19 protein-coding genes and 1 pseudogene are annotated in these 23,047 nt (G+C 51.0%); 4 read left to right on the forward strand and 16 right to left on the reverse strand.

All coding sequences use genetic code 11. The features are described from left to right. Nucleotides 1–126: 126 nt before the first annotated feature. Nucleotides 127–1,131, reverse strand: a complete 1,005-nt coding sequence (locus tag ABDZ76_RS04555; RefSeq protein WP_343801901.1) for a 2-hydroxyacid dehydrogenase — start codon at nt 1,129–1,131, stop codon at nt 127–129. A 261-nt stretch (nt 1,132–1,392) separates the two neighbouring features. Between ABDZ76_RS04555 and ABDZ76_RS04560 the strand changes: the two genes are divergently transcribed. Then, entirely contained in the window at nt 1,393–1,953 is a 561-nt protein-coding gene (locus ABDZ76_RS04560; RefSeq protein ID WP_374844536.1) for an SH3 domain-containing protein, read from the forward strand. Between the two features lie 107 nt (nt 1,954–2,060). Here ABDZ76_RS04560 and irrA read toward each other — a convergent pair whose 3' ends face one another. After that, nucleotides 2,061–2,468: an iron response transcriptional regulator IrrA gene (gene irrA, locus ABDZ76_RS04565; RefSeq protein ID WP_374844557.1), complete on the reverse strand. Its 408-nt coding sequence runs from the start codon at nt 2,466–2,468 to the stop codon at nt 2,061–2,063. A 279-nt stretch (nt 2,469–2,747) separates the two neighbouring features. Between irrA and fabA the strand changes: the two genes are divergently transcribed. From fabA to fabI, 3 genes are all read left to right on the forward strand, one after another. Next, nucleotides 2,748–3,266: a 3-hydroxyacyl-[acyl-carrier-protein] dehydratase FabA gene (gene fabA, locus ABDZ76_RS04570; RefSeq protein WP_343801904.1), complete on the forward strand. Its 519-nt coding sequence runs from the start codon at nt 2,748–2,750 to the stop codon at nt 3,264–3,266. 171 nt (nt 3,267–3,437) lie between these two features. Beyond that, on the forward strand, nt 3,438–4,661 hold the full coding sequence (gene fabB, locus ABDZ76_RS04575; protein WP_343801907.1) for a beta-ketoacyl-ACP synthase I: 1,224 nt from the start codon (nt 3,438–3,440) through the stop codon (nt 4,659–4,661). A gap of 12 nt (nt 4,662–4,673) precedes the next feature. After that, nucleotides 4,674–5,492, forward strand: a complete 819-nt coding sequence (fabI, locus tag ABDZ76_RS04580) for an enoyl-ACP reductase FabI (RefSeq protein ID WP_343801910.1) — start codon at nt 4,674–4,676, stop codon at nt 5,490–5,492. A gap of 73 nt (nt 5,493–5,565) precedes the next feature. On the opposite strand, the gene ABDZ76_RS04585 is transcribed toward fabI, so the two are convergent. The 14 genes and pseudogenes from ABDZ76_RS04585 to ABDZ76_RS04650 form a co-directional block, all read right to left on the reverse strand. Continuing rightward, complete coding sequence (locus tag ABDZ76_RS04585; RefSeq protein ID WP_343801913.1) at nt 5,566–6,582, reverse strand: methyltransferase; 1,017 nt, start codon at nt 6,580–6,582, stop codon at nt 5,566–5,568. 85 nt (nt 6,583–6,667) lie between these two features. Beyond that, complete coding sequence (gene pnp, locus ABDZ76_RS04590) at nt 6,668–8,809, reverse strand: polyribonucleotide nucleotidyltransferase (RefSeq protein WP_343803091.1); 2,142 nt, start codon at nt 8,807–8,809, stop codon at nt 6,668–6,670. Nucleotides 8,810–9,026: 217 nt separating this feature from the next. Beyond that, nucleotides 9,027–9,296 (reverse strand): 30S ribosomal protein S15, encoded by a 270-nt coding sequence (rpsO, locus tag ABDZ76_RS04595; RefSeq protein WP_343801916.1) that lies wholly within the window; start codon nt 9,294–9,296, stop codon nt 9,027–9,029. A gap of 274 nt (nt 9,297–9,570) precedes the next feature. Next, a complete protein-coding gene (gene truB / locus ABDZ76_RS04600) occupies nt 9,571–10,551 on the reverse strand; it encodes a tRNA pseudouridine(55) synthase TruB (protein WP_343801919.1) in 981 nt (326 codons plus the stop codon). Between the two features lie 2 nt (nt 10,552–10,553). Beyond that, nucleotides 10,554–10,994 (reverse strand): 30S ribosome-binding factor RbfA, encoded by a 441-nt coding sequence (rbfA, locus tag ABDZ76_RS04605; RefSeq protein WP_343801922.1) that lies wholly within the window; start codon nt 10,992–10,994, stop codon nt 10,554–10,556. A 315-nt stretch (nt 10,995–11,309) separates the two neighbouring features. After that, nucleotides 11,310–14,261, reverse strand: a complete 2,952-nt coding sequence (gene infB / locus ABDZ76_RS04610) for a translation initiation factor IF-2 (RefSeq protein ID WP_343801925.1) — start codon at nt 14,259–14,261, stop codon at nt 11,310–11,312. A 23-nt stretch (nt 14,262–14,284) separates the two neighbouring features. Further along, entirely contained in the window at nt 14,285–14,914 is a 630-nt protein-coding gene (locus ABDZ76_RS04615) for an RNA-binding protein (protein ID WP_343801929.1), read from the reverse strand. A gap of 101 nt (nt 14,915–15,015) precedes the next feature. Continuing rightward, nucleotides 15,016–16,620 (reverse strand): transcription termination factor NusA, encoded by a 1,605-nt coding sequence (gene nusA, locus ABDZ76_RS04620; protein WP_343801932.1) that lies wholly within the window; start codon nt 16,618–16,620, stop codon nt 15,016–15,018. Between the two features lie 54 nt (nt 16,621–16,674). Continuing rightward, nucleotides 16,675–17,358: a ribosome maturation factor RimP gene (rimP, locus tag ABDZ76_RS04625; protein WP_343801935.1), complete on the reverse strand. Its 684-nt coding sequence runs from the start codon at nt 17,356–17,358 to the stop codon at nt 16,675–16,677. A 174-nt stretch (nt 17,359–17,532) separates the two neighbouring features. Continuing rightward, complete coding sequence (gene trmB / locus ABDZ76_RS04630; RefSeq protein WP_343801938.1) at nt 17,533–18,234, reverse strand: tRNA (guanosine(46)-N7)-methyltransferase TrmB; 702 nt, start codon at nt 18,232–18,234, stop codon at nt 17,533–17,535. An 11-nt stretch (nt 18,235–18,245) separates the two neighbouring features. After that, the gene (metK, locus tag ABDZ76_RS04635) at nt 18,246–19,511 is read right to left on the reverse strand and encodes a methionine adenosyltransferase (protein ID WP_343801941.1); all 1,266 of its coding nucleotides are present in this window, start codon (nt 19,509–19,511) and stop codon (nt 18,246–18,248) included. A gap of 206 nt (nt 19,512–19,717) precedes the next feature. Beyond that, nucleotides 19,718–20,128: a helix-turn-helix domain-containing protein gene (locus tag ABDZ76_RS04640; protein WP_343801944.1), complete on the reverse strand. Its 411-nt coding sequence runs from the start codon at nt 20,126–20,128 to the stop codon at nt 19,718–19,720. A 266-nt stretch (nt 20,129–20,394) separates the two neighbouring features. Then, nucleotides 20,395–21,885 (reverse strand): annotated as a pseudogene (gene lnt / locus ABDZ76_RS04645) (apolipoprotein N-acyltransferase); the annotation flags it as partial. Between the two features lie 79 nt (nt 21,886–21,964). Next, complete coding sequence (locus ABDZ76_RS04650; protein WP_343801947.1) at nt 21,965–23,047, reverse strand: hemolysin family protein; 1,083 nt, start codon at nt 23,045–23,047, stop codon at nt 21,965–21,967.

A 23,047-nucleotide genomic window follows, 5' to 3' on the forward strand; every position in this document is an offset into this window, starting at 1 on the left:
ATTTGGCACTATTGTCACACCCATACGAATTATTGTTTAATTTCAACACTATACATCAAGACCACATAAAAAAGGCCGCCTCTTTATCAGGAGCAGCCCTTGTTTTATCAATTATTTTGACCCCAATCAGACCTTATTAGGCAGCACACGATCCGGCGGACGGTGTCCGTCAACAAAGGCGCGGATATTGATGATGACCTTGTCACCCATATCAATACGCCCTTCCAAGGTGGCCGACCCCATATGCGGGAGAATCACGACTTTGCCTTTTTTGGCCAACTCCAACAGCCGCGGATTAACCGCCGGCTCATGTTCAAACACATCCAGACCTGCACCTGCGAGCTTGCCCTGCTCGATCTGCTCGATCAGCGCCATTTCATCAATAATCTGCCCACGTGCTGTATTCACCACATAAGCATGCGGCTGCATCAAGGCGATGCGGCGTGCTGATAATAAATGGAATGTTGCCGGTGTCGACGGGCAGTTGACAGAAATAATATCCATCCGCGCCAGCATCTGATCAAGGCTGTCCCAATAGGTCGCTTCCAGCTCTTCCTCGACCTTCGGACTGACATTTTTGCGGTTGTGATAATGGATCGACATGCCAAAAGCTTTGGCACGCCGTGCAACAGCCGTACCGATACGCCCCATACCGATAATACCGATGCGCTTGCCCCAGATACGGCGTCCCAGCATCCATGTAGGCGACCAGCCCGGCCACTGACCATCATTTTCATGCAAAGAGTTTGCGCCCTCGACCAGACGACGCGGCACGGACAGCAATAAAGCCAGCGTCATATCGGCCGTATCTTCAGTCAGCACATTGGGCGTATTGGTGACAGTGATGCCGCGCTTTGCAGCGGCAGCCACATCAATATTATCGACCCCGTTACCAAAATTGGCAATCAGTTTCAGATCAGGCCCCGCCTGTTCAATCATTGATGCATCAATAATGTCATTAATCGTCGGCACGAACACGTCCGCATCTTTCAATGCCGCAACGATTTCCGCCTGCGTCATGCGGTGGTCATCAATATTCAGCCGCGCGTCAAACAGTTCCCGCATCCGCGTTTCAACCGAATCGGGCAATTTGCGAGCAAGAACAACCAGCGGCTTCTTCCTGACGGACATATTCACCTCTTTTTTGGTCGAATCCACAGCGAATTTATCTGTGTTGAGACCTCCTTAACCAAGAAGGTGCAAAATCACAAAAAGCTTCATGCGCTTCTTATCTATCAAGGCGCATTCACAAAGACAAAGGAAAACGGGTTCATGATGCAGCAATTTCACATCATCATGCAAATCCGTGCCTGAAATAACCGGCTGCAAGCAGCTTAAAGCTGCTTGCAGCCGGTGGAAATGACGCGAATAAAAGGGTCAAAGCGAGGATAAGTGTACCGGGTTTTTCTTGCGCAACTATTGAAATTCATCACTGTCGCAGTCGCAGCCACCGTTTTAGGTCTCAGCCTGAACATGCCTGCACACGCGCAATCTGAAGAAAAAATCGACACACCGGTGGGCAAAAGCGGCCTGCCCCTGCCTCGTTTTGTCAGTTTGAAACCGGCACGCGCCAATATTCGCGTGGGGCCCGGCCGCGATTATGCCGTATCCTGGCTTTTCATGAAAGCCGGACTGCCGGTCGAGATCATTCAGGAATATGACAATTGGCGCCGTATCCGTGATGCTGACGGCACTGAGGGCTGGATCTACCAGTCACTCTTATCAGGCAAGCGCACTGCGATGACCGCCCCTTGGGAAAAGTCTGATCGATTGCTGGAATTGCGCTCTTCCCCTGAACCAACAGCATCAATCATTGCCCATGTTGAAGGTGGCGTTATTGCCAATATCCGTGAATGCAATGGCGAATGGTGCCGTCTGGAAGTCAATAAAGTGCGCGGCTGGCTGCCGCAGCGCGAAATTTGGGGCGCTTATCCGGGCGAGGTTTTTGATTAAGCCTCATCTTTGACAACAAACCTAATCCAGACAATAAAAAAGCTCATGATATCCATCATGAGCTTTTTTTAAATTCCGTGTTGAAAAGCCGGATTTAAAAAGTTTTGTCAGCTTTTACGGCGCAGACGCACAATAATATCCACATTGACAATTTCCATGCCCTCAGGCGCATCAGGCATATTAGCCACGACCGGCTGGCCTTTCGCACTGTGCGGAATGTCAAACACTACATTTTCTCCTTCAAGGAAGAAATGCTGGTGATCAGAAATATTGGTATCAAAATAGGTTTTGGCACCTTCAATGGCGATGATGCGCAACATGCCCGCTTCAGTAAACTGATGCAGCGTATTATAAACGGTGGCCAGAGAAACCGGCACGTCAGCAACCACAGCCTCTTCATGCAGCTCTTCGGCTGATAAGTGGCGGTCACCGCGTGCGAAAATCAAACTGGCAAGTGCAACTCGTTGTCGTGTAGGCCGCAAACCTGCGTCACGTAAACGGTGTTCCATCAACATCGAATCTGCATGCAAAACAGGTATATTCACGTTTTATCCGTTACAGCTCGTACCAAATTTGCCAAAAATGCAACGAAGTGTTGCTCATTGGCCTGCTCCATTGATATATGCAGTCACAATAATACTATCAATAGCCTTCCTCATAGCATTGATTGCGGGAAAAAGCTATCAGGATGGTTTTACTGTTGGAAACAGTCTGTGCTAAGACTATTTACAACATAAACGTATCATTCATGACCGGCATGGACGGTCACAGACAGAATTTGATTTGGAGGCGTAATGGCAGAACAAAAATCGAGCTACGGGTACGAGGAGCTCCTTTCTTGCGCTCGCGGCGAATTGTTTGGTCCAGGCAATGCCCAGCTCCCGCTACCACCAATGTTGATGGTACACCGCATCACCGAGATTTCAGAAACCGGTGGCGAACACGGCAAAGGCTATATTCGCGCTGAATATGATGTATCGGCCGATGATTGGTACTTCCCGTGCCATTTTCAGGGCAACCCGATCATGCCTGGCTGCCTTGGCCTTGACGGCATGTGGCAGCTGACCGGATTTTTCCTCGGCTGGCTCGGTGAGCCTGGTCGCGGCATGGCGCTTTCAACCGGCGAAGTAAAGTTCAAAGGCATGGTGCGTCCGCACACCAAGCTACTTCAGTACGGCATTGATTTTAAACGTGTTATGCGTGGTCGTCTGGTACTGGGTACAGCTGATGGCTGGCTTAAAGCGGATGGTGAAACAATTTATACGGCTTCAGATCTGCGCGTCGGACTTTCCAAAGACAGTTCAGCCGAATAAGTCAGTTTTATAAAATATTGATTGCTCCAGAATAAAAATTTGGGCAAATTTTCATGAGCGTGGCGTTCAGAAAAGTAATTTTCTTTAACGCCGCGCTCAAAACATGTGAAGAACACACCTATCTGTTCTGATAGCAACTTAAGAACGGCACAGGTGTCAAAGGAGAGCGCTATGCGGCGTGTAGTCGTCACCGGAATGGGGATCGTATCCTCAATTGGAAACAATACCGACGAGGTGACAGCCTCGCTTCGTGAAGCGAAATCCGGCATCAGCCGGGCGCAGGAATATGCCGATCTGGGCTTCAGATGTCAGGTTCATGGCGAACCAAAAATTGATATTGAAGCACTGGTTGACCGTCGCAATATGCGTTTTCATGGCCGTGGTACGGCATGGAATCACATTGCCATGGATCAGGCAATTGCTGATGCAGGTTTGAGCGAAGAACAGGTTTCTAACGAGCGAACCGGCATTATTATGGGTTCCGGCGGCCCTTCGACACGCACGATTGTCGAATCAGCTGACATCACCCGTGAAAAAGGCCCGAAACGCGTTGGTCCTTTTGCTGTGCCAAAAGCCATGAGTTCGACAGCGTCTGCTACTTTGGCAACCTTCTTCAAAATCAAAGGCATCAATTATTCGATTTCTTCTGCCTGCGCGACATCCAACCATTGCATCGGCAATGCGGTTGAGATGATCCAGTACGGCAAGCAGGATCGTATGTTTGCCGGTGGCTGTGAAGACCTCGACTGGACATTGTCCGTGTTGTTTGACGCCATGGGCGCCATGTCTTCAAAATATAACGACACCCCGTCCACAGCATCGCGTGCCTATGACAAAAACCGCGACGGTTTTGTGATTGCCGGTGGTGCCGGTGTACTGGTGCTGGAAGACCTCGAAACCGCCCTTGCACGCGGCGCCAAAATTTACGGCGAAGTGGTTGGCTATGGTGCGACATCTGACGGTTACGACATGGTTGCCCCATCCGGCGAAGGCGCATTGCGCTGCATGCAGATGGCGCTTTCCACTGTTAAAGGCAAAATCGACTATATCAACCCGCATGCGACCTCGACCCCTGCCGGCGACGCACCGGAAATTGAATCGATCCGCAAGATTTTCGGCTCCGGCGACAATTGCCCGCCGATTGCTGCAACCAAATCCCTGACCGGTCACTCGCTGGGCGCAACCGGCGTTCAGGAAGCCATTTACTCGCTGTTGATGATGCACAACAACTTCATCTGCGAGAGCGCACATATTGAAGAAATCGATCCGGCTTTTGCCGATATGCCGATTGTGCGTAAACGTATTGATAATGCTGAAATAAATACGGTCCTGTCCAACTCGTTCGGGTTTGGGGGCACGAACGCGACGCTGGTTTTCCAGCGCTATCAGGACTGACGGAGAAAATATATGGAAGGTCTTATGAAAGGCAAACGCGGCCTGATTATGGGGGTCGCGAATAACCACTCAATCGCTTGGGGCATTGCAAAAAACCTCGCCGATCAGGGCGCAGAACTTGCATTTACCTATCAGGGCGAAGCATTGGGCAAGCGCGTTATGCCACTGGCTGAACAGGCCGGTTCTAAATTCGTACTGCCTTGCGATGTGGAAGATATTGCCTCGGTCGACAAAGTGTTCGAAACCATTGAAAAAGAATGGGGTGGTTTGGACTTTGTTGTGCACGCCATTGGTTTCTCCGACAAGAACGAGCTGAAAGGCCGTTATGCGGATGTAACAACACGCGAAAACTTCAGCCGCACCATGGTGATCTCTGCCTATTCATTCACCGAAGTGGCGCAGCGCGCTGCCAAGCTGATGAAAGACGGCGGCTCGATGCTGACGCTCACCTATGGCGGCTCCACCCGCGTAATCCCGAACTATAACGTAATGGGCGTGGCTAAAGCTGCTCTTGAAGCGATGGTTCGCTATCTGGCCTCCGATTACGGCCCTCAGGGCATCCGCGTTAATGCAATTTCCGCAGGCCCTGTGCGCACGCTGGCAGGTGCCGGTATTGGTGATGCACGCGAAATTTTCACCTATCAGCGCCGCAATGCGCCGCTGCGCCGTACCGTTGATATTGATGATGTGGGTAAAGCAGCGCTTTACATGCTGTCTGATCTCTCCAGCGGTGTGACCGGTGAAATTCACTTTGTGGATTCAGGCTATAATATCGTTTCGATGCCATCCATTGATGAGCTGAAAAAAGTGCCTGACACCAGCAACGACTAAAAATACCAAAACAAAAAACGCCGCCTTAAAACTAAGGCGGCGTTTTTGTATCAAAACAGCAATGAGAAACGCGCTATTTACGCGCTTCGATCACCTTAAAGCCGCCCTCGTCTTTCAACAAATTGACGACACGGAAAGAGCCTTTCAGTACCGCTTCATATGGCAGCTGACGATTGGCCACCATCAGCAAACGCCCGCCGGTTTTCAAACGTCTGGCCGCAGCACTAATAAAGCTTTGTCCCAAAGAAACATCTGTCGCGCGCCCTTCATGGAAAGGCGGGTTCATAATCACCGTATCATAAATACCGGTAACCGCTTCTTTGGTCAGATCAAACCAATGAAAATTGACCGGCTTTTCAGCCTGCTTCAAATTTTCACGCGCCGCCTGAAGCGATTCATAGTCAGCCTCATAAAGATCAAGGCGTTCAAGTTTCGGCGCCTGCGCCAAGGCCTGTGCGCTTAAATAGCCCCATCCGGCACCGTAATCAGCGACATTACCAAAGAGAATATCCTTCATAAAAGGCACAAGCAGCGCCGAGCCGCGATCAACCGCATTTGATGAGAACATGCCCGCTTGCGTGTAATAAAGCCCGTCCACGAGGTTGTGTGCCGGTTTTAAGCCCGCCAATTGCTCATCCGTAATATTGGCTGGGCGTCTGAACCAAAAAGCCACCGCATGGTTTTTCGACATCCGGTCTTCAATGTCGGCAATGCCGCTTGTCAGCTTACGAAAACTATCAATGCCGAGCTTTTTATCGCCTGAAACAATGATCGTTCCGCCTGGCTTAACCCGCGCCAAAATCTCGGCAAGCCATGCTTCGTTACGGCCTCGATGTTTGCCAAGCAGCAACAGGCCGCCATCAAAGCTCTCATCACCTTCCAGACGCGGCACGGCTTGGAAGCCTTCGCGTTCCAGCGCCAGAAAATCCGGCCGCTGTGGTTGCAGGCAGGTCAGCACTGCTTTCCATGATGCGTCCAATGTCCGGTCAGCAGCAATACCGCAGGCAAGAAAGCGCGCGCCTTCTTCCGGCATGTCAAAAATCTCATGGTCAAAAGGTAGAAATAATGTCTGTTGCGCGCCTGAAATCATTTTCGCATCACCTGCATCAAATTAAGATGAATAAAAAAGCGCACCTTTTGGGTGCGCTTTCTTGAAATACAAAGCCAGTCACTGATTACTCAGCGTCTGCTTCTGCTTTCTTTTCAGCAACGACTTCTTTGCCGGTTTCCTGATCAACGACTTTCATCGACAAGCGAACTTTACCGCGCTCATCGAAGCCCATCAGTTTAACCCAAACCTTCTGGCCTTCCTTGACCACATCAGTGGTTTTGGCAACGCGGTCAGAAGCGAGCTGTGAAATGTGTACCAAGCCATCACGTGGACCGAAGAAGTTTACGAATGCACCGAAGTCAGCAGTTTTAACAACTGTACCTTCGTAGATTTCGCCAACTTCCGGTTCAGCAACAATGGAATGAATCCACTTTTTAGCAGCTTCGATTTCTTTGGCCGAAGAAGAAGCAATTTTAACGGTGCCGTCATCTTCGATGTTGATTTTCGCGCCGGTCTTTTCAACGATTTCACGAATAACCTTACCACCGGAACCGATCACATCACGGATCTTGTCGGTCGGGATATTCATAACTTCGATGCGTGGTGCAAATTCGCCCAGCTCTTCACGTGAACCGCTCAGTGCATTTGCCATTTCGCCGAGGATATGGACGCGACCGCCCTTAGCCTGTTCCAGCGCAATCTGCATAATTTCCTGTGTGATGCCATCAATTTTGATGTCCATCTGCAGAGCGGTAATACCGTTTTCTGTACCGGCTACCTTAAAGTCCATATCGCCCAGATGATCTTCATCACCCAGAATATCGGACAGAACTGCGTAACGGTCGCCTTCCTTGATCAGACCCATTGCAATACCTGCAACCGGACGCTGAAGAGGAACACCGGCATCCATCAGAGCAAGCGATGCACCGCAAACAGTTGCCATCGAAGAAGAACCGTTTGATTCAGTAATTTCCGAAACAACGCGAAGGGTGTACGGGAACTGCTCTTTGGCAGGCAGCATCGGATGAATTGCGCGCCATGCCAGCTTGCCGTGACCGATTTCACGACGGCCAGGCGAACCCATACGGCCGGTTTCACCAACGGAATATGGCGGGAAGTTGTAATGCAGAAGGAATGATTCCTTGTACATGCCGGTCAGAGAATCGATGAACTGTTCATCTTCACCGGTGCCGAGTGTGGCAACAACGAAAGCCTGTGTTTCACCGCGGGTAAACAGCGACGAACCGTGGGTACGTGGCAGCAAACGAACCTGTGAATCAATCGCACGAACAGTGCTCAGATCACGGCCATCAATACGGCTGCCGGTATCCAGAATGTTCCAACGAACGATCTTAGCCTGCAAGCTCTTGAATACAGTATCAACCTGTTCTTTGGAGAATTCGGTTGTTTCTGCATCTTCCGGCAGGAAGTGGGCTTTAACTTTTGCCTTGGCAGCATCAACAGCGGCATAACGTGCCTGCTTGTCGATGATCTTGTAAGCAGCGCGCAGATCATCTTCTGCAATCGCCAGCATTTTGCCTTCGAGGTCGGACAGATCTTCTGCCTGAAATTCGCGTGGTTCTTTAGCAGCAACTTCAGCAAGCTTGATGATTGCATCAATAACAGGCTGGAATGCTTTGTGACCGAACATCACAGCGCCGAGCATCAGCTCTTCGGAAAGTTCCTGCGCTTCGGATTCAACCATCAGAACAGCTTCTGATGTACCGGCAACAACCAGATCGAGGCTGGATTCCGGCAGAACATCAATGCTTGGGTTGAGCACATATTCGCCGTTGATCAGACCAACGCGCGATGCACCGATCGGGCCCATGAAAGGAACGCCGGAAAGGGTCAAAGCAGCAGAAGCAGCAACCATCGACAGAATGTCAGGGTTGTTTTCCAGATCATGCTGGATAACGGTCAGAACAACCTGTGTGTCGTTCTTATAGCCATCAGCAAAAAGCGGACGGATCGGACGGTCAATCAGGCGGGAAACGAGGGTTTCGTTTTCGCTTGGACGGCCTTCACGCTTGAAATAACCGCCCGGAATTTTACCGGCAGCATAGGTCTTTTCCTGATAGTTTACGGTCAGCGGAAAGAAATCCTGACCCGGCTTTGCTTCCTTGGCAGAAACGACAGTTGCGAGAACCATTGTTTCACCGTAAGTGGCAATCACTGCACCATCAGCCTGACGGGCAACTTTACCTGTTTCGAGAATGAGCGGACGACCGCCCCATTCGATTTCCACTTTGTGGGTATTGAACATCATATGTCCTTCAATTGGAGATGCTGCGCAATCTTATGCAGCAAGCACCCCACTGGTTGGCTTAATGGCCATGGGCAAGACAACAAGTGGTTTTAAGCAAACAGCATCTTTGACTAAAACCACCGGCAATCCTGCCCCATGACGATCATTTCAGGGCTTTTTCATCAAGCCCATAGAGTAACGGGCGACGTTTAAAAAACATCGCCCGTAATTTATTTTAGCGACGCAGGCCAAGACGGCTGATGAGCGCCTGGTAACGAGCCTGATCAACGCCCTTTACGTAGTCGAGAAGACGACGACGCTGGGAAACCAGCTTCAAGAGACCGCGACGTGAATGGTTATCATTCTTGTGGCCTTTGAAGTGCTCGGTCAGGTTTGAAATGCGCTCGGAAAGAACTGCAACCTGAACTTCAGGCGAACCAGTGTCACCTTCCTTCGTTGCGTATTCTTTGATCAAAGCTGCTTTACGTTCTGCTGTAATCGACATCGTAATACCTTTCTAAAGAGAGGGAAATGGGATGCCCGAGCCGGGATGTCGTCCAGCTAAGGCCGTTTAAATGAGTCTGTATTTTTAAAAAATACAAAACCAATGCAGTGCATATAATCGAAATAAGGCAATATTACTAGAGCGTGTCGCGTTTAATTGGCTTTCAGCCTTTGCCATCAGCCATTTCAACAGGGCTGTTTCATGCGAACGTCTTATTTCATGGCAGGCAAAACAAACTCCGGCGGCATGAATGTCATGCCGCCGGAATATGTTATTAAAGAGATGTGAAAACGCGTTTCGGCTTGAACTGACCTTGTTCAATCAGGCCAATAGCCAAAAGCTTACCTTTGGTGGTGACGCACGCTTCATCAGCTTCCAACGGCGCATCACGGCCACGCAAAATCACCGGATTACCAAGGCGTACACGATGCGCCTGATCATCAGACAGAGGCACTTGCGGCAGACATTCAAGTGCCGCCAAAGTGTCAATCACCAAAGCATCAAGGGCTGAAAAATCACGCACGATAAACGGACGATCTTCAACTTCCTCGCCCTCTTCCGGTTTTGGCGGCATCGGCGGCCAGACCTGCTCCAGCTCGCTTAATGTCACCAAATCTTCACCCGTAAACGGCGAAACCTCGATACGGCGCAATTCGGCAATATAGCCATAGCAGCCAAGATCGAGCCCCATATCGCGGGCAAGCGAGCGAACATAAGTGCCTTTAGAACAGACAACTTCAAATTCGGCGAAATGCTCATCCGGCATTTCCACCAAATCAAGACTGTCGATTTCCACTTCACGGGATGGAATTTCAACCGCCTCACCACTGCGTGCCAGATCATAAGCGCGTTCGCCATCAATTTTAATGGCTGAAAACTGTGGCGGCACCTGACTGATAACACCAACATATTGAGCGGCAGCAGCTAATATCTCTTCACGCGAAGGACGCTGTTGCGAAGAATGTGTCACAACACCTTCCATATCATCAGTCGAGCGCTGCTCGCCCCAGCCAACGCGGAAACGATAAACCTTGGTGCCGTCCATAACATAAGGAACGGTCTTGGTGGCTTCGCCCAATGCAATCGGCAACATGCCGGAGGCCAGTGGATCAAGCGTGCCGGCATGGCCTGCTTTTTCCGCATTAAAAAGCCATTTTATCTTTGAGACGGCCTCAGTCGAACCCATGCCTTTCGGCTTATCAAAGATAACCCAGCCGGAAACCGGACGGCCTTTTTTCTTACCGCGTCTTGCCATGCTTATTCTGCTCCGCCTTCAGGCTTGGTATCAAACGCGTCAGCGTCATCTGCTGCCTGATCAAGATCGCGGGCGACTTCAGGAGAGCGCAACAGGGCATCAATTTTCGAGAAATTGTCAAAGCTTGTATCAATGCGGAAGCGGAATTCCGGCATATATTTCATCTGGCTCAAATATGGCGCCATTTTACCACGCAAGAATTTAGCGTGTTTGGCCAGCGCCTTAACCACTGCCTGACCATCAACATCACCCAAAGGCGTGATAAAGCAGGTGGCAATTTTCAAATCCGGCGACATACGCACTTCGGATACGGAAACGACTGTTTGTTCCAGCAAATCGTCGTGAATTTGTTCGCGTTGCAGCACTTGCGCAATTGCATGGCGCACTTGTTCGCCCACACGAAGCTGGCGCTGCGAAGGGCCATTCCCTTGATGACGTGACATGGTTTTAAATCCCGATTTTTATTATTCGAGAACATTCCGGCTTTGTTACAACAAAAGGAAATGCTCTGTTTATTTGTTTAGCGTGCATCCGTCTGAAAATTCATTCGCATCTTCAGGATGCTTTTTGCACCATACTTTGCGGGGATCAGACCCGCCAGCATATCAAATCCGGCTCGTTCAATCATGGAACACAGGCGGATTATAGCAGTCGCATGCAATCTTATTTAAAATCTCATTCTGCTTGCAGAAGAAGAAACGGCGTGCGCAGCTTTAATGCCGCGCACGCCCGCAATTAGCTTCTCAAAAGCCGTCCAATCAGAGCGTACGGGTAATATGCTCAACGCGGAAGGCTTCAATGATGTCGCCTGCGCGAATATCATCGTAATTTTCAAAGGCCATACCGCATTCCTGACCCATCGGCACTTCGGATACTTCATCCTTGAAGCGCTTGAGTGTCTTGAGCTTACCTTCGTGGATAACAACGTTATCACGGATAAGACGGACACCAGCACCACGCTCAACCTTGCCATCAACAACACGGCAACCAGCCACTTTACCAACTTTGGTAATGTTGAAGACTTCAAGAATTTCCGCGTTACCGATGAAGGTTTCACGACGTTCTGGCGACAACAGACCCGACATCGCTGCTTTCACGTCATCCAACAGATCGTAGATGATGTTGTAGTAGCGGATTTCGATGCCCTGCTGTTCAGAAGCAGCGCGCGCCTGTGGGTTAGCACGTACGTTAAAGCCGATAATGGCAGCGTTTGAAGCTTCAGCCAAAGCAATATCACTCTCGGTAATACCACCGGCACCCGCATGAACGATACGTGCGCGAACTTCGTCAGTACCCAGCTTATCGAGCGAAGCAATAATCGCTTCAACAGAACCCTGCACGTCACCCTTGATGACAAGCGGGAATTCTTTGAGGCCGGTATCCTGCAAGTTCGACATCATCTGTTCGAGCGAACCGCGCATACCGGTCTGACGGGCAACAGCCTTGTCACGAGCCAGACGCTGACGATATTCAGAGATTTCACGTGCTTTCGCTTCGTTAGCAACAACCGCGAAACGGTCACCAGCCTGAGGTGTGCCAGACAGACCGAGGATCTCGACCGGCATTGCAGGACCAGCTTCTTTGACGTGATCGCCATGGTCGTTGACCAGAGCGCGTACACGGCCCCATTCGCTGCCGGCCACGATGATTTCGCCCGGACGCAAAGTACCCTTCTGAACCAGAACGGTAGCAACAGCACCGCGACCGCGATCCAGCTGCGCTTCGATGACAACACCTTCAGCAGTACGCTCAGGATCCGCTTTCAGATCCAGAATTTCTGCCTGCAACAGAACTGCTTCAAGCAGTTTGTCGAGGTTCAAGCGCTGCTTGGCGGATACTTCCACATCAAGCACTTCACCGCCCATGCTTTCTACAAACACATCGTGCTGCAACAGGGCTGTGCGAACTTTCTGCGGATCAGCAGTCGGCTTATCGATCTTGTTGATAGCAACAATGATCGGAACGCCAGCGGCTTTAGCATGATTGATCGATTCAATCGTCTGCGGCATCACGCTGTCATCAGCTGCTACCACCAGAATGGCGATATCGGTTGCCTGTGCACCACGCGCACGCATCTGTGTAAATGCAGCGTGACCAGGTGTATCGATGAAAGTGATCTTCTGACCGTTCTGTTCAACCTGATAAGCACCGATGTGCTGGGTAATGCCACCAGCTTCACCCGATACAACATTGGCTTTACGGATCGAATCGAGAAGCGAGGTTTTACCGTGGTCAACGTGACCCATAATGGTCACAACCGGCGCACGTGGCAACAATGCACCTTCGTTGTCCTCTACGTTAAAGATACCATCTTCAACGTCAGATTCAGCAACGCGCTTAACGGTATGGCCAAACTCTTCTGCAATCAGCTGTGCCAGATCTGAATCGATCACATCGCCCGGCTTCATCATCTGACCCTGTTTCATCAAATATTTGATGATATCAACAGAGCGCTCGGTCATACGCTGTGCCAGTTCCTGAATGGTAATGGTTTCAGGAATAGTCACTTCGCGGGAAATCTTTTCACGCACTTCCTGCATCTGGGAGCGCTTGAATTTTTCCTGACGGCGACGCATCGCAGACAATGAACGTGAACGTGCACCGTCTTCTTCCAAATTACTGTTGAGTGTCAGCTTACCGCGACGGCGATCTTCTTCACCCTTCACAACCTTTGGTGCGCGCACTTCAGGTTTTGCAGGTGTGGCAGCGCCGCCACGACGGGCACCTGGACCACGACGATCATCATCGTCATTATTGTTGTTTTTGCTGCGTGACAGCGCACCCGATGTATTTGGCTTCTGCGGAACCTGATCCATCGGTGTTGCTGCAACAGGAGCAGGACGTGAAGAGCCACCACGCTGATTGTCAGAGCGTGGCTGTGTATTGCGCACTGGTGCAGCGGCAGCAGGTGCGTTTTTCGCGGCTTCTTTTTCCTGAGCCTGACGGGCTTCCGCTTCAGCTTTCAGACGTGCGTCTTCAATAGCCTGCAAGCGGGCAGCTTCTTCGCGCTCTTTCGCAAGACGTGCATCTTCTGCAGCCTGACGAACAGCTTCTTCAGCGGCACGTTTTTTCTCTTCCGCATCGCGCACCATTGCATCTTCCAATGCGCGGCGACGAGCGTCCATTTCGTTGCGTGATAAGGTGTTGAGTACTGCGCCACCCTGATTATTCGAACGCGAACGGTTCTGCTGACCATCACGCTGCGGGCGACCACCGCCCTGATTACGCTGACCTTGGCCCTGTCCTTGACGCTGGCCGCCACGTTGTGGCTGCGCCTGTACCGGAGCAGATGCCTGTGGCTGCGCAGGTTTAGGTGCAGCAGGCTTGGCTGCTTCAACTGGTTTTGCAGGAGCCGGCGCTTCCGCAGGCTTTACAACAACAGGCTTCACTTCAGCAGCTGGTGCCGAAACCGGAGCCGGAGCAGCAGGCGCTGCCGGAGCAGCTGGTGCCGGAGCTGGCGCCACAGGTGCAGCCGCTTGCGGCGCAACAGGGGTTTCAGCTGGCTTAGCCGCTACAGCTTCAGTTGCTGCCGGTTTGTCGTCTGGTCGCGAAAACTTGCGTTTTTTCGTTTCCACGACGACAGCTTTCGTGCGTCCGTGGCTGAAGTTTTGGCGCACGGTGCTCTGTTCAACGTTTGACCGTTTAAGGGTCAACGTTTTTTTGTTATCGACGCCCAGCGTCTTGTCGTCGTTAGATTTGCTGTCGCTCATTCCGTTTCCGTTTCCCTGACGGCCTACGCCGTTTCACTTTCCGAATTCGCTGCGCTCAACCCGCGATAATTTCGCAACATTTGCGCCCGCTTTACGAACCCGTTCGCCGCCATTCCTTGGAGCACGGCAGCATGTATCACATTTCCACCCCCGAATGCCAAATCCATTTCCTCTCCTGTGAAAAGAGAGAAAGCGGGGATGTCACGCCCCAGCGTATGGATCACAGCACGGCGGGCCTGATCAAGTTTTCTCACGCCATCCGGCGAAGCTTCCAAAGCATGCAACACCATAATTGCATTGCCTGAACGTATATCCGCATCAACCTTAGCGGAGCCTGTTACGACCACACCAGATTTACGGGCAAGGGCTAAACTACCAATCGCAGACTTTGTCAGCAGCTGATCGACCAGCGCGCCAAGATCTGGATGAACCGTTACACCCTTTTTAAAGCTGCGCGCAAACAAATTACGCTTAACAGCCTCATCCACTTTCCCGCGCTCGGCTGTAACCCAACAACCGCGCCCAGGCAAATTCGCTTTCAGATCCGGCACAACCGAACCATCGGGCCCTTCGACAAACCTTATCATGTTTTCGACAGAGCCGCTCTCACGCGTTACGATACAACTTCTGTCATTCATGGCAATTTCTGTCATTCATATGGGCCTCACTGAAGAACCCCTGCTTCTGGCAGGCAAGAACTCCCGCCTTATGGCAGGTTGGCGCGCAAACGCCAACCCCTTAACGTCAAGAAACCTTAAACGGCTTCTTCTGCTGTTTCCGTGCCATCGTCAGTTTCGGTGGCAACAGCTTCTTCTTCGGTAATCCAGCCACACTTCAAGCGTGCCTGCAGGATCATCTGTTCTGCTTCAACGCGTGACAGTTCGAAGTTGGACAAAATACCGGCATGGTTGATTGTCTCACCTTCTTTGCGTTCACGCCAGCCAACCAGATCATCAACGGCATAACCGGCGAAATCTTCGACAGTTTTGACACCATCTTCACCGACTGCAACCATGATGCCTGTCGTCATGCTCGGCAGTTCACGCAGTTCGTCTTCAACACCCAGCTCAAGACGACGTGCATTCTGTTCACCTTCAAGGCGATCCAGATATTCACGGGCGCGATCCTGAATTTCGCTGGCGGTTTCATCTCCGAAACCGTCGATCGACGAAATTTCTTCTGCTTCGACATAGGCCAGCTCTTCAACAGAAGCAAAACCTTCAGAAGCCAGAACCTGACCAACCATTTCGTCAACATTGAGTGCGTCCATGAACAATGCTGAACGTTCGGCAAATTCTTTCTGACGACGCTCGGATTCTTCATTTTCGGTCATGATGTCGATATCCCAGCCGGTCAGCTGCGACGCCAGACGTACGTTTTGACCGCGACGACCGATTGCCAATGATAATTGGTCATCCGGAACCACAACTTCAATACGCTCTGCATCTTCATCCAGAACAACCTTGGCAACTTCAGCAGGCTGCAAGGCATTGACGATGAAAGAAGCAGCATCAGGTGACCATGGAATAATATCCACTTTTTCACCCTGCAATTCTGCCACAACCGCCTGAACACGGGAACCGCGCATACCAACGCAGGCACCGACAGGATCGATAGAGCTATCGCGCGACACAACTGCAATCTTAGCGCGCGAACCCGGATCACGGGCAACCGACTTAATCTCAATAATGCCGTCGTAAATTTCCGGCACTTCCATGGTGAACAGTTTCGCCATGAACTGCGGATGGGTACGCGACAGGAAAACCTGCGGACCGCGCTGTTCACGACGTACATCGTAAACATAAGCACGGATACGATCACCATAGCGGAATGCTTCACGCGGGATCAGTTCGTCACGGCGCACAATGGCTTCACCGCGACCAAGATCAACAATCACATTGCCATATTCAACGCGCTTGACGGTGCCGTTGATGATTTCGCCAACGCGATCATGGAATTCATCATATTGGCGATCACGCTCAGCTTCGCGCACTTTCTGCACGATAACCTGCTTAGCAGACTGGGCAGCAATACGGCCGAAATCCATTGGCGGCAGCTGATCAGCCAGAAAATCGCCGATCTGCGCATCCGGATTACGCTCGCGAGCTGTTTCCAGCGCGATCTGCGTATTGTAATCTTCAACCAGTTCAACCACTTCCAGCAAACGCTGCAATTTAATCTCGCCTGATTTCGCATTGATATCAGCGCGGATATTGGTTTCCTGACCATAGCGCGAACGCGCAGCTTTCTGGATGGCATCGGCCATCGCCGCGATTACGATTTCGCGGTCGATAGACTTCTCACGGGCGACCGCATCGGCGATCTGCAGAAGTTCCAGCCTGTTTGCACTGACTGCCATAAGTCTCTCCTTGGTGCCGCGCCCGCCTTTTCCTCTTCGACGGGTGCTTAAATCTTAATTTTCTTCGCCGACGTCGCCTGCTTCAGCGTCATCTGCATCAGTACCAGACACTTCGCCCAGCTCATCACTTAAATCATCGCCGGGAATACGTCCCTCACGCAGGTCTTTATCTTTGCGCAGGGCATCGCGAATCAAATCATCCGTCAAAACCAGACGTGCATCAGAAATGACATCATACGGAATGGTTACGACCTGTTCATGACCATAACCAACCTGATCATTTTCAATTGTCACCCCCTCATCATCATGAGCAGTGATTTTACCGCGGAACTTTTTGCGGCCATTGATGATCATCGATGTTTCGATACGCGCCAGATGGCCTGACCAGTCAGCAAAATCTGACACGCGAACCAATGGGCGATCAATACCAGGGGAAGAAACTTCCAAATGATATTTGCCGCTGATCGGATCATCCACATCAAGGGCCGGTGATACGTTACGGCTGATCAGCTCGCAATCTTCAACGGTCATGGTACCGTCAAAGCGTTCAGCCATTATCTGCAAGGTGGCGCCGTTCAAGCCGGACAGGCGAACGCGCACCAGCCGAAAACCAAGCACCTGCAAAACAGGCTGGACAATAGCTGCAACCTTCGCATCAACACCGGTTTCACGAATGATGCGAGTGTCGGCCACGGCTTCAGCAGCGTTTGTTTGTGCAGTGTCTAATTGTTCGGACAACCCAGATTTTTCCTTAATAGCTATATCATCAAACAAAAAAGAGCGGGACCGACCGGACCCACCCTTGTTCAATCGACCAAGAATTTGAAATGAATATACTGACTTTTCACGTTCTTTTCAAGTACGCAGTTCAGATGCAGCAATATTCATCCCATTCAACAATCATTTGCCCGCCTATCGGCGGATAAATGTCAGATAGGCACCGACACGCCCCTCGCGGAAAGCCTTGGCTTCATAGCGTGTGCCCGGCCAACCTTCATAAGGCGTTTTCCAATCGGCAGAAGAAGATGCCTGCCACGCAAATGCTTCATGCGCATCGCAATGCTGCAATGTCCAGTTCACATAAGATTCAATGTCGGATGCGAATCGGAAGCGACCACCGGATTTCAGCACCCGCGCGAAACGATCGAGATTCTTCTGACTTACAAAGCGACGTTTCCAATGGCGCTTTTTGTGCCATGGATCAGGATAGAACAGATCAATTCCTGATAAAGAATTGTCAGGAAGCCAATCCAGCACTTCCGTTGCGTCATCATCATAGAGACGAATATTCTGCAATGGCTTTTCATGCAAAGTGCCAAGCATTTTCGCCATACCATTGACGAAAGGCTCAACGCCGATAAAGCCGCTTTGTGGGGTGCGGCCTGCTTCATGCATCAAATGCTCGCCGCCGCCAAAGCCGATTTCCATACGGACATTTTCAACAGGCGCTGCAAAAAGAGTGCGCAAATCCTGCGGCGCAGGTTCGTTCAAATCAATCAGCAGTTCAGGCAGCAAGCCTTCACGCAGCATCTTTTGATGCGGGCGTAACGGCTTACCGTGACGGCGACCGAAGAAAGCCTCGGTCGCACGTGATTTTTTCATCTCATCCGACATAAATATTTCCGTCAGGCAACAAGTGCGTTTTTAAGCGCCTTGCCCAGATCTGTTTTTTCCCATGAGAACGAGCCGTCACGACCCGGCTTGCGGCCAAAATGACCATAAGCAGCAGTCTTGGCATAGATCGGCTTATTCAGATCCAAATGTTTGCGGATACCGGTTGGCGAAAGATCGACAACTTTACGCAATGCATCTTCAAGTGCAGCTTCGTCCACCTTGCCGGTACCATGCAGATCTACATAGACAGACAAAGGCTGTGCAACGCCGATGGCATATGACAGCTGAATGGTGCAACGATCCGCATATCCGGCAGCAACGACGTTTTTCGCCAGATAACGGGCAGCATAAGCCGCCGAACGATCCACTTTCGTGGTGTCCTTGCCGGAGAATGCACCGCCGCCATGCGGAGCCGCACCGCCATAAGTGTCAACGATGATTTTACGGCCTGTCAGACCAGCATCGCCGTCCGGGCCACCGATGACAAATTTGCCGGTCGGATTGATATACCATACGCAATCATGCGCAATTGGCAGACCTTCAAGCGCTTGCAAAATATAAGGCTCAACAACGGTGCGAACCTTGGCAGAATCCCAGCTTGCATCCAGATGCTGTGTTGACAACACAATCTGAGTGACTTCCGCAGGCTTGCCGTTCACATAGCGCACGGTAACCTGACTTTTAGCGTCCGGTCCAAGCTTGCCGGCTTCGCCTTCATTGCTATGACGCGCTGCGGCCAGAAGCTCGAGAATTTTATGAGAATAATAAATCGGCGCCGGCATCAGATCAGGTGTTTCACGGCAGGCATAGCCAAACATGATACCCTGATCGCCTGCACCTTCTTCGCCCTGACGGTCAGCAGCATTATCAACGCCTTGCGCAATATCCGCAGATTGCGAATGCAGCAGCACGTCGATTTTAACGGTCTTCCAATGGAAGCCATCCTGCTCATAACCAATCTCACGAATGGCTTTACGGGCGGCGGAGCGGAAACGAGCCGGATTGATAACCGGATTTCCCTTGTCATCCTTGATGACGTTGCCTTGCTTATCCTTTTTCAGGAATGTTTCAGGCACGCGCACTTCACCGGCAATGACCAAACGATTGGTCGTCGCCAAAGTTTCACAAGCGATACGAACTGTCCAAGGATCAACACCCGAACGGCGCGCCTCCTTGTAAATCATATCAACAATTTCGTCGGAAATACGATCGCATACCTTATCCGGGTGGCCCTCAGATACGGATTCGCTGGTAAAAAGATAAGAACTGCGCGACACGGGAAACCCCTCTAGAAAATCTTGCGGAGCCAGATCTCCGCTTCAGACAAGCACAGTAAAGGCGATTTTTCGGATGTAAACACAAGAAATGTGCATACCCGAAACTATCGCCTTAACTTTTTATGTCTTTGCCAACATAGTTCTTTAGCGTCAACAGCAATTGTGCCGATAACACTCTTCTCATCACGAATTGTTGAGGGAAACGATTATTCCGCGTCCGGATCCAGCGTCTTGACCAGATCAATAATCTTGCGGCGGATTTTAGGGTCGGTAATTTTGGTGAAAGCGCGTGTCAGCTGAACGCCTTCATTAGAATTCATGAAATCGACGATATAGGTTGAATCATTATCTTCGGCAAAACCGGCAGCCTGGGTTTCAGAACCGGGTGCATCTTCAAAGAAAAAAGAAACAGGAACATTCAGAATGGAGGAAATGGCTTGCAAACGGCTGGCACCAACGCGGTTTGTGCCTTTTTCATATTTTTGAATCTGCTGGAAGGTAATACCTAAACTTTCGCCCAGCTTTTCCTGACTAAAGCCCAGCATATTCCGGCGCAGGCGGATACGGCTGCCTACGTGGATATCAATCGGGTTGGGCTTCTTTTTATTCTGTACCATTCAATGCTCCTCGCGATTTGCGAGCTTCCCTGTACGTGCTTCCCTCAACGGTACAACACCATACGATTTCAAATTACGTGATATTTCAGAGACTGCGCTGCTATGTGATTTCAAGATGTCAGCATGATGAAACTATAACAACCGATGAAAATTGCGATGTCAATCGCGCTGTGGTTTTCTTTTATACACATTTGCTAATAAACCACAAAGTAGTAATGTGAAAAAATTCCACGTCTTACGCGAAGCCTTACGCGAATTCATTCATTCCCCCCACTCGAATTTCGCATTTGCGGTAAAACCGCATCGACAACACCAACCTCATTCAGGTTCAGCGAGGCGATGATTCGGCCGTAACTATCGGTTACTGCCGATATGCCGTTATTGGCAGCACGCAACAGCGGCATTTTCTGCTCCACGGCACGCAATTGCGCCTGCCTGAAATGCTGGTAAGGCCCCGGTGTGTTGCCATACCACGCATCATTGGTGACATTGACAATGGCACTGGCACGCTCTCCCTCGTAGCCCAGTTCATTGGCAAAAATCGCCTCGTAGCAAATCAATGGCAGGATAGCCAGATGCTCACCGATTTTCAGTGAATGGCGGCTTTTTCCGGCTTTGAAACCGCCAGGCATTTCCACAACTTCTTGCAACCCCAGTGCCCGCAAAACACCTTCCAGTGGTAAATATTCACCAAAAGGCACTAGATGCACCTTGTCAAAAGAGCTGACAATAAAGCCCTGATCATTAATCACGGTGATTGAATTATAATAATTGAGCCCCTGCGGCGTTTCTTCCTCACGCACCGCGCCAACCATTAGCAGTTGTCCGTCCTGCAACACTTCAGCAATACGTGCCAAAGCATCCGGCGTCTGGCTCAAAATATAAGGAACGGACGTTTCCGGCCAGATAATAATATCGGGACGCGGCGCACCATTTTGCGGTGCTTGCGCCGTCAGGCTTAAATGTCGCTCAAAAATATTGCGTCGCTCGGCATTGTCCCATTTGAGATCCTGCGCAATCGATGGTTGCACAATACGAATATGCGGGTTGTTTGCCGCCACCTCAACCGGTTGTTGAAGTTGCCATGCGCCATAGCTCAAATGACAAGCAACAAGCGCCCCCCAAACAGCCATGCCGCTTAACCTGTGACGCTTGGCAGCCAGCAAGGCTGGCATGGCAAAAACCATAACCGCCAGCACATTCATGCCGCTCAAACCGATCAACTTGGCAGATTGCATGAGTAAAGGTGTCGGCATTGCCGTATAGCCAACAGCATTCCACGGAAATCCGGTCAGAATAAAGCTGCGGATATATTCAACCAGACCAAAAGCCAGACTCAGCGCCAGAATACGCCCCAAACCCGGCGACCAGCAGAGCTTTGCCAGCGCAGTAGCACAGCCATAAAAAAGCGCTAAAAAGGCAGGCAAACCAAGCACAGCAAGAGGCAATGCCCAAGCAAACTGCTCGGCATCGACCAGAAGTGCCGCACCGATCCACCACAAGCCACCGACAAAATAGCCAAAGCCAAACCACCAGCCGGTGGCAAAGGCCGACAAATGCCTGTGCAACCAGCCTTTGCCGGCCTGTGGAAGAGGTCGGTCAAGCAGCCAGACCAGTATCGGCAAAGCGATAAACCCAACCGGCAAAAAATCATACGGAGGAAGCGCCAGCGTCAAAAGCAAACCAGCCAACAGACTTAGAAAGCGGTGCGGCCATTTCCCTGACAGGGTTATTTTTTGAGCCAATTGCGCAAACATGAAAATCCCTATCAGGTGCAGATCAATTTAATAACAGGCGAAAAGCGTTGCTGGCACAACCGCTATCGCCTGTTTGTTTTTAATGTTCGGTCAGATGTTCTTCGCCGGATTTTGTTGCTACACCAGTACGCGCCTGACGACGGCGATCGGCTGCAGACAGCGGAATAATCCGCACCCGACGAATGCGTCGTGGATCAACTTCCAGCACATGAAACTCATAACCCGGAATGGCCTGCACCACCTCGCCGCGCGACGGAATACGCCCCAGCACCGAGAAGATCAGGCCGCCAACCGTGTCCACATCCTCGCCATGCTCGCCAACGACAAAAGACGGGCCGATTTGCTCGGTCAGTTCATCCGGATCAGCACGCGCATCAACGACAAAAATGCCGTCTGCTTCCTGCAAGATCATGATTTCTTCGTCATCATGCTCGTCTTCAATATCGCCGACGACCATTTCAACAATATCTTCCAGCGACACCAGACCATCGGTGCCGCCATATTCGTCAATAACCAGCGCCATCTGAATATGGCTGGCCTGCATACGCGCCATCAGGCCGCTGGCCAACATGGATGGCGGCACAAACAGCACTTTACGCATCAAGTTGAGTTCGCCGATGGTCTTGGTCAGATCAATGCGGCCAATATCAAATTTGGTTGGTGTGCTGCCGGCAGTTTTTGTTGTTGCGCCATTGCGGCGTCCAGCCTTCTGGCGTGACTGACGAGTGATGAAATTCAACACGTCGCGAATATGGATCATACCGCGCGGATCATCGAGCGTTTCAGCATAGACAGGCATGCGTGAATGGCCGGATTTTTCAAATTGCTCCAGCACTTCACCAAGCGGGGTTGAGATTTCCACTGCTTCCACATCGGCGCGCGGGATCATCACATCTTCAACGCGGATTTCTCGCAAGCGCAAAATATTATTGAGCATCGCCCGTTCTTCAGGCGAGAAAACCGTGTCGGTACTGTCCTGTTCGGACAGAGCATCTGCCAGATCTTCACGCAATGAAGATGTTTGGCGACTGCGTAAAAACGGCAAGAAATTGCCTAAGAAAGAGCGCTTCTCTGTTGGAGAGGCTCTGTGCGTACTCTGCCCCTCCGGATCAGAATTTTGCGGGGCATCGCCCGACGAGGGAACACTAGTTTGATCAGACAT

It is taken from the genome of Paenochrobactrum glaciei, assembly GCF_039522165.1.
Classification (GTDB): Bacteria; Pseudomonadota; Alphaproteobacteria; order Rhizobiales; family Rhizobiaceae; genus Paenochrobactrum; species Paenochrobactrum glaciei.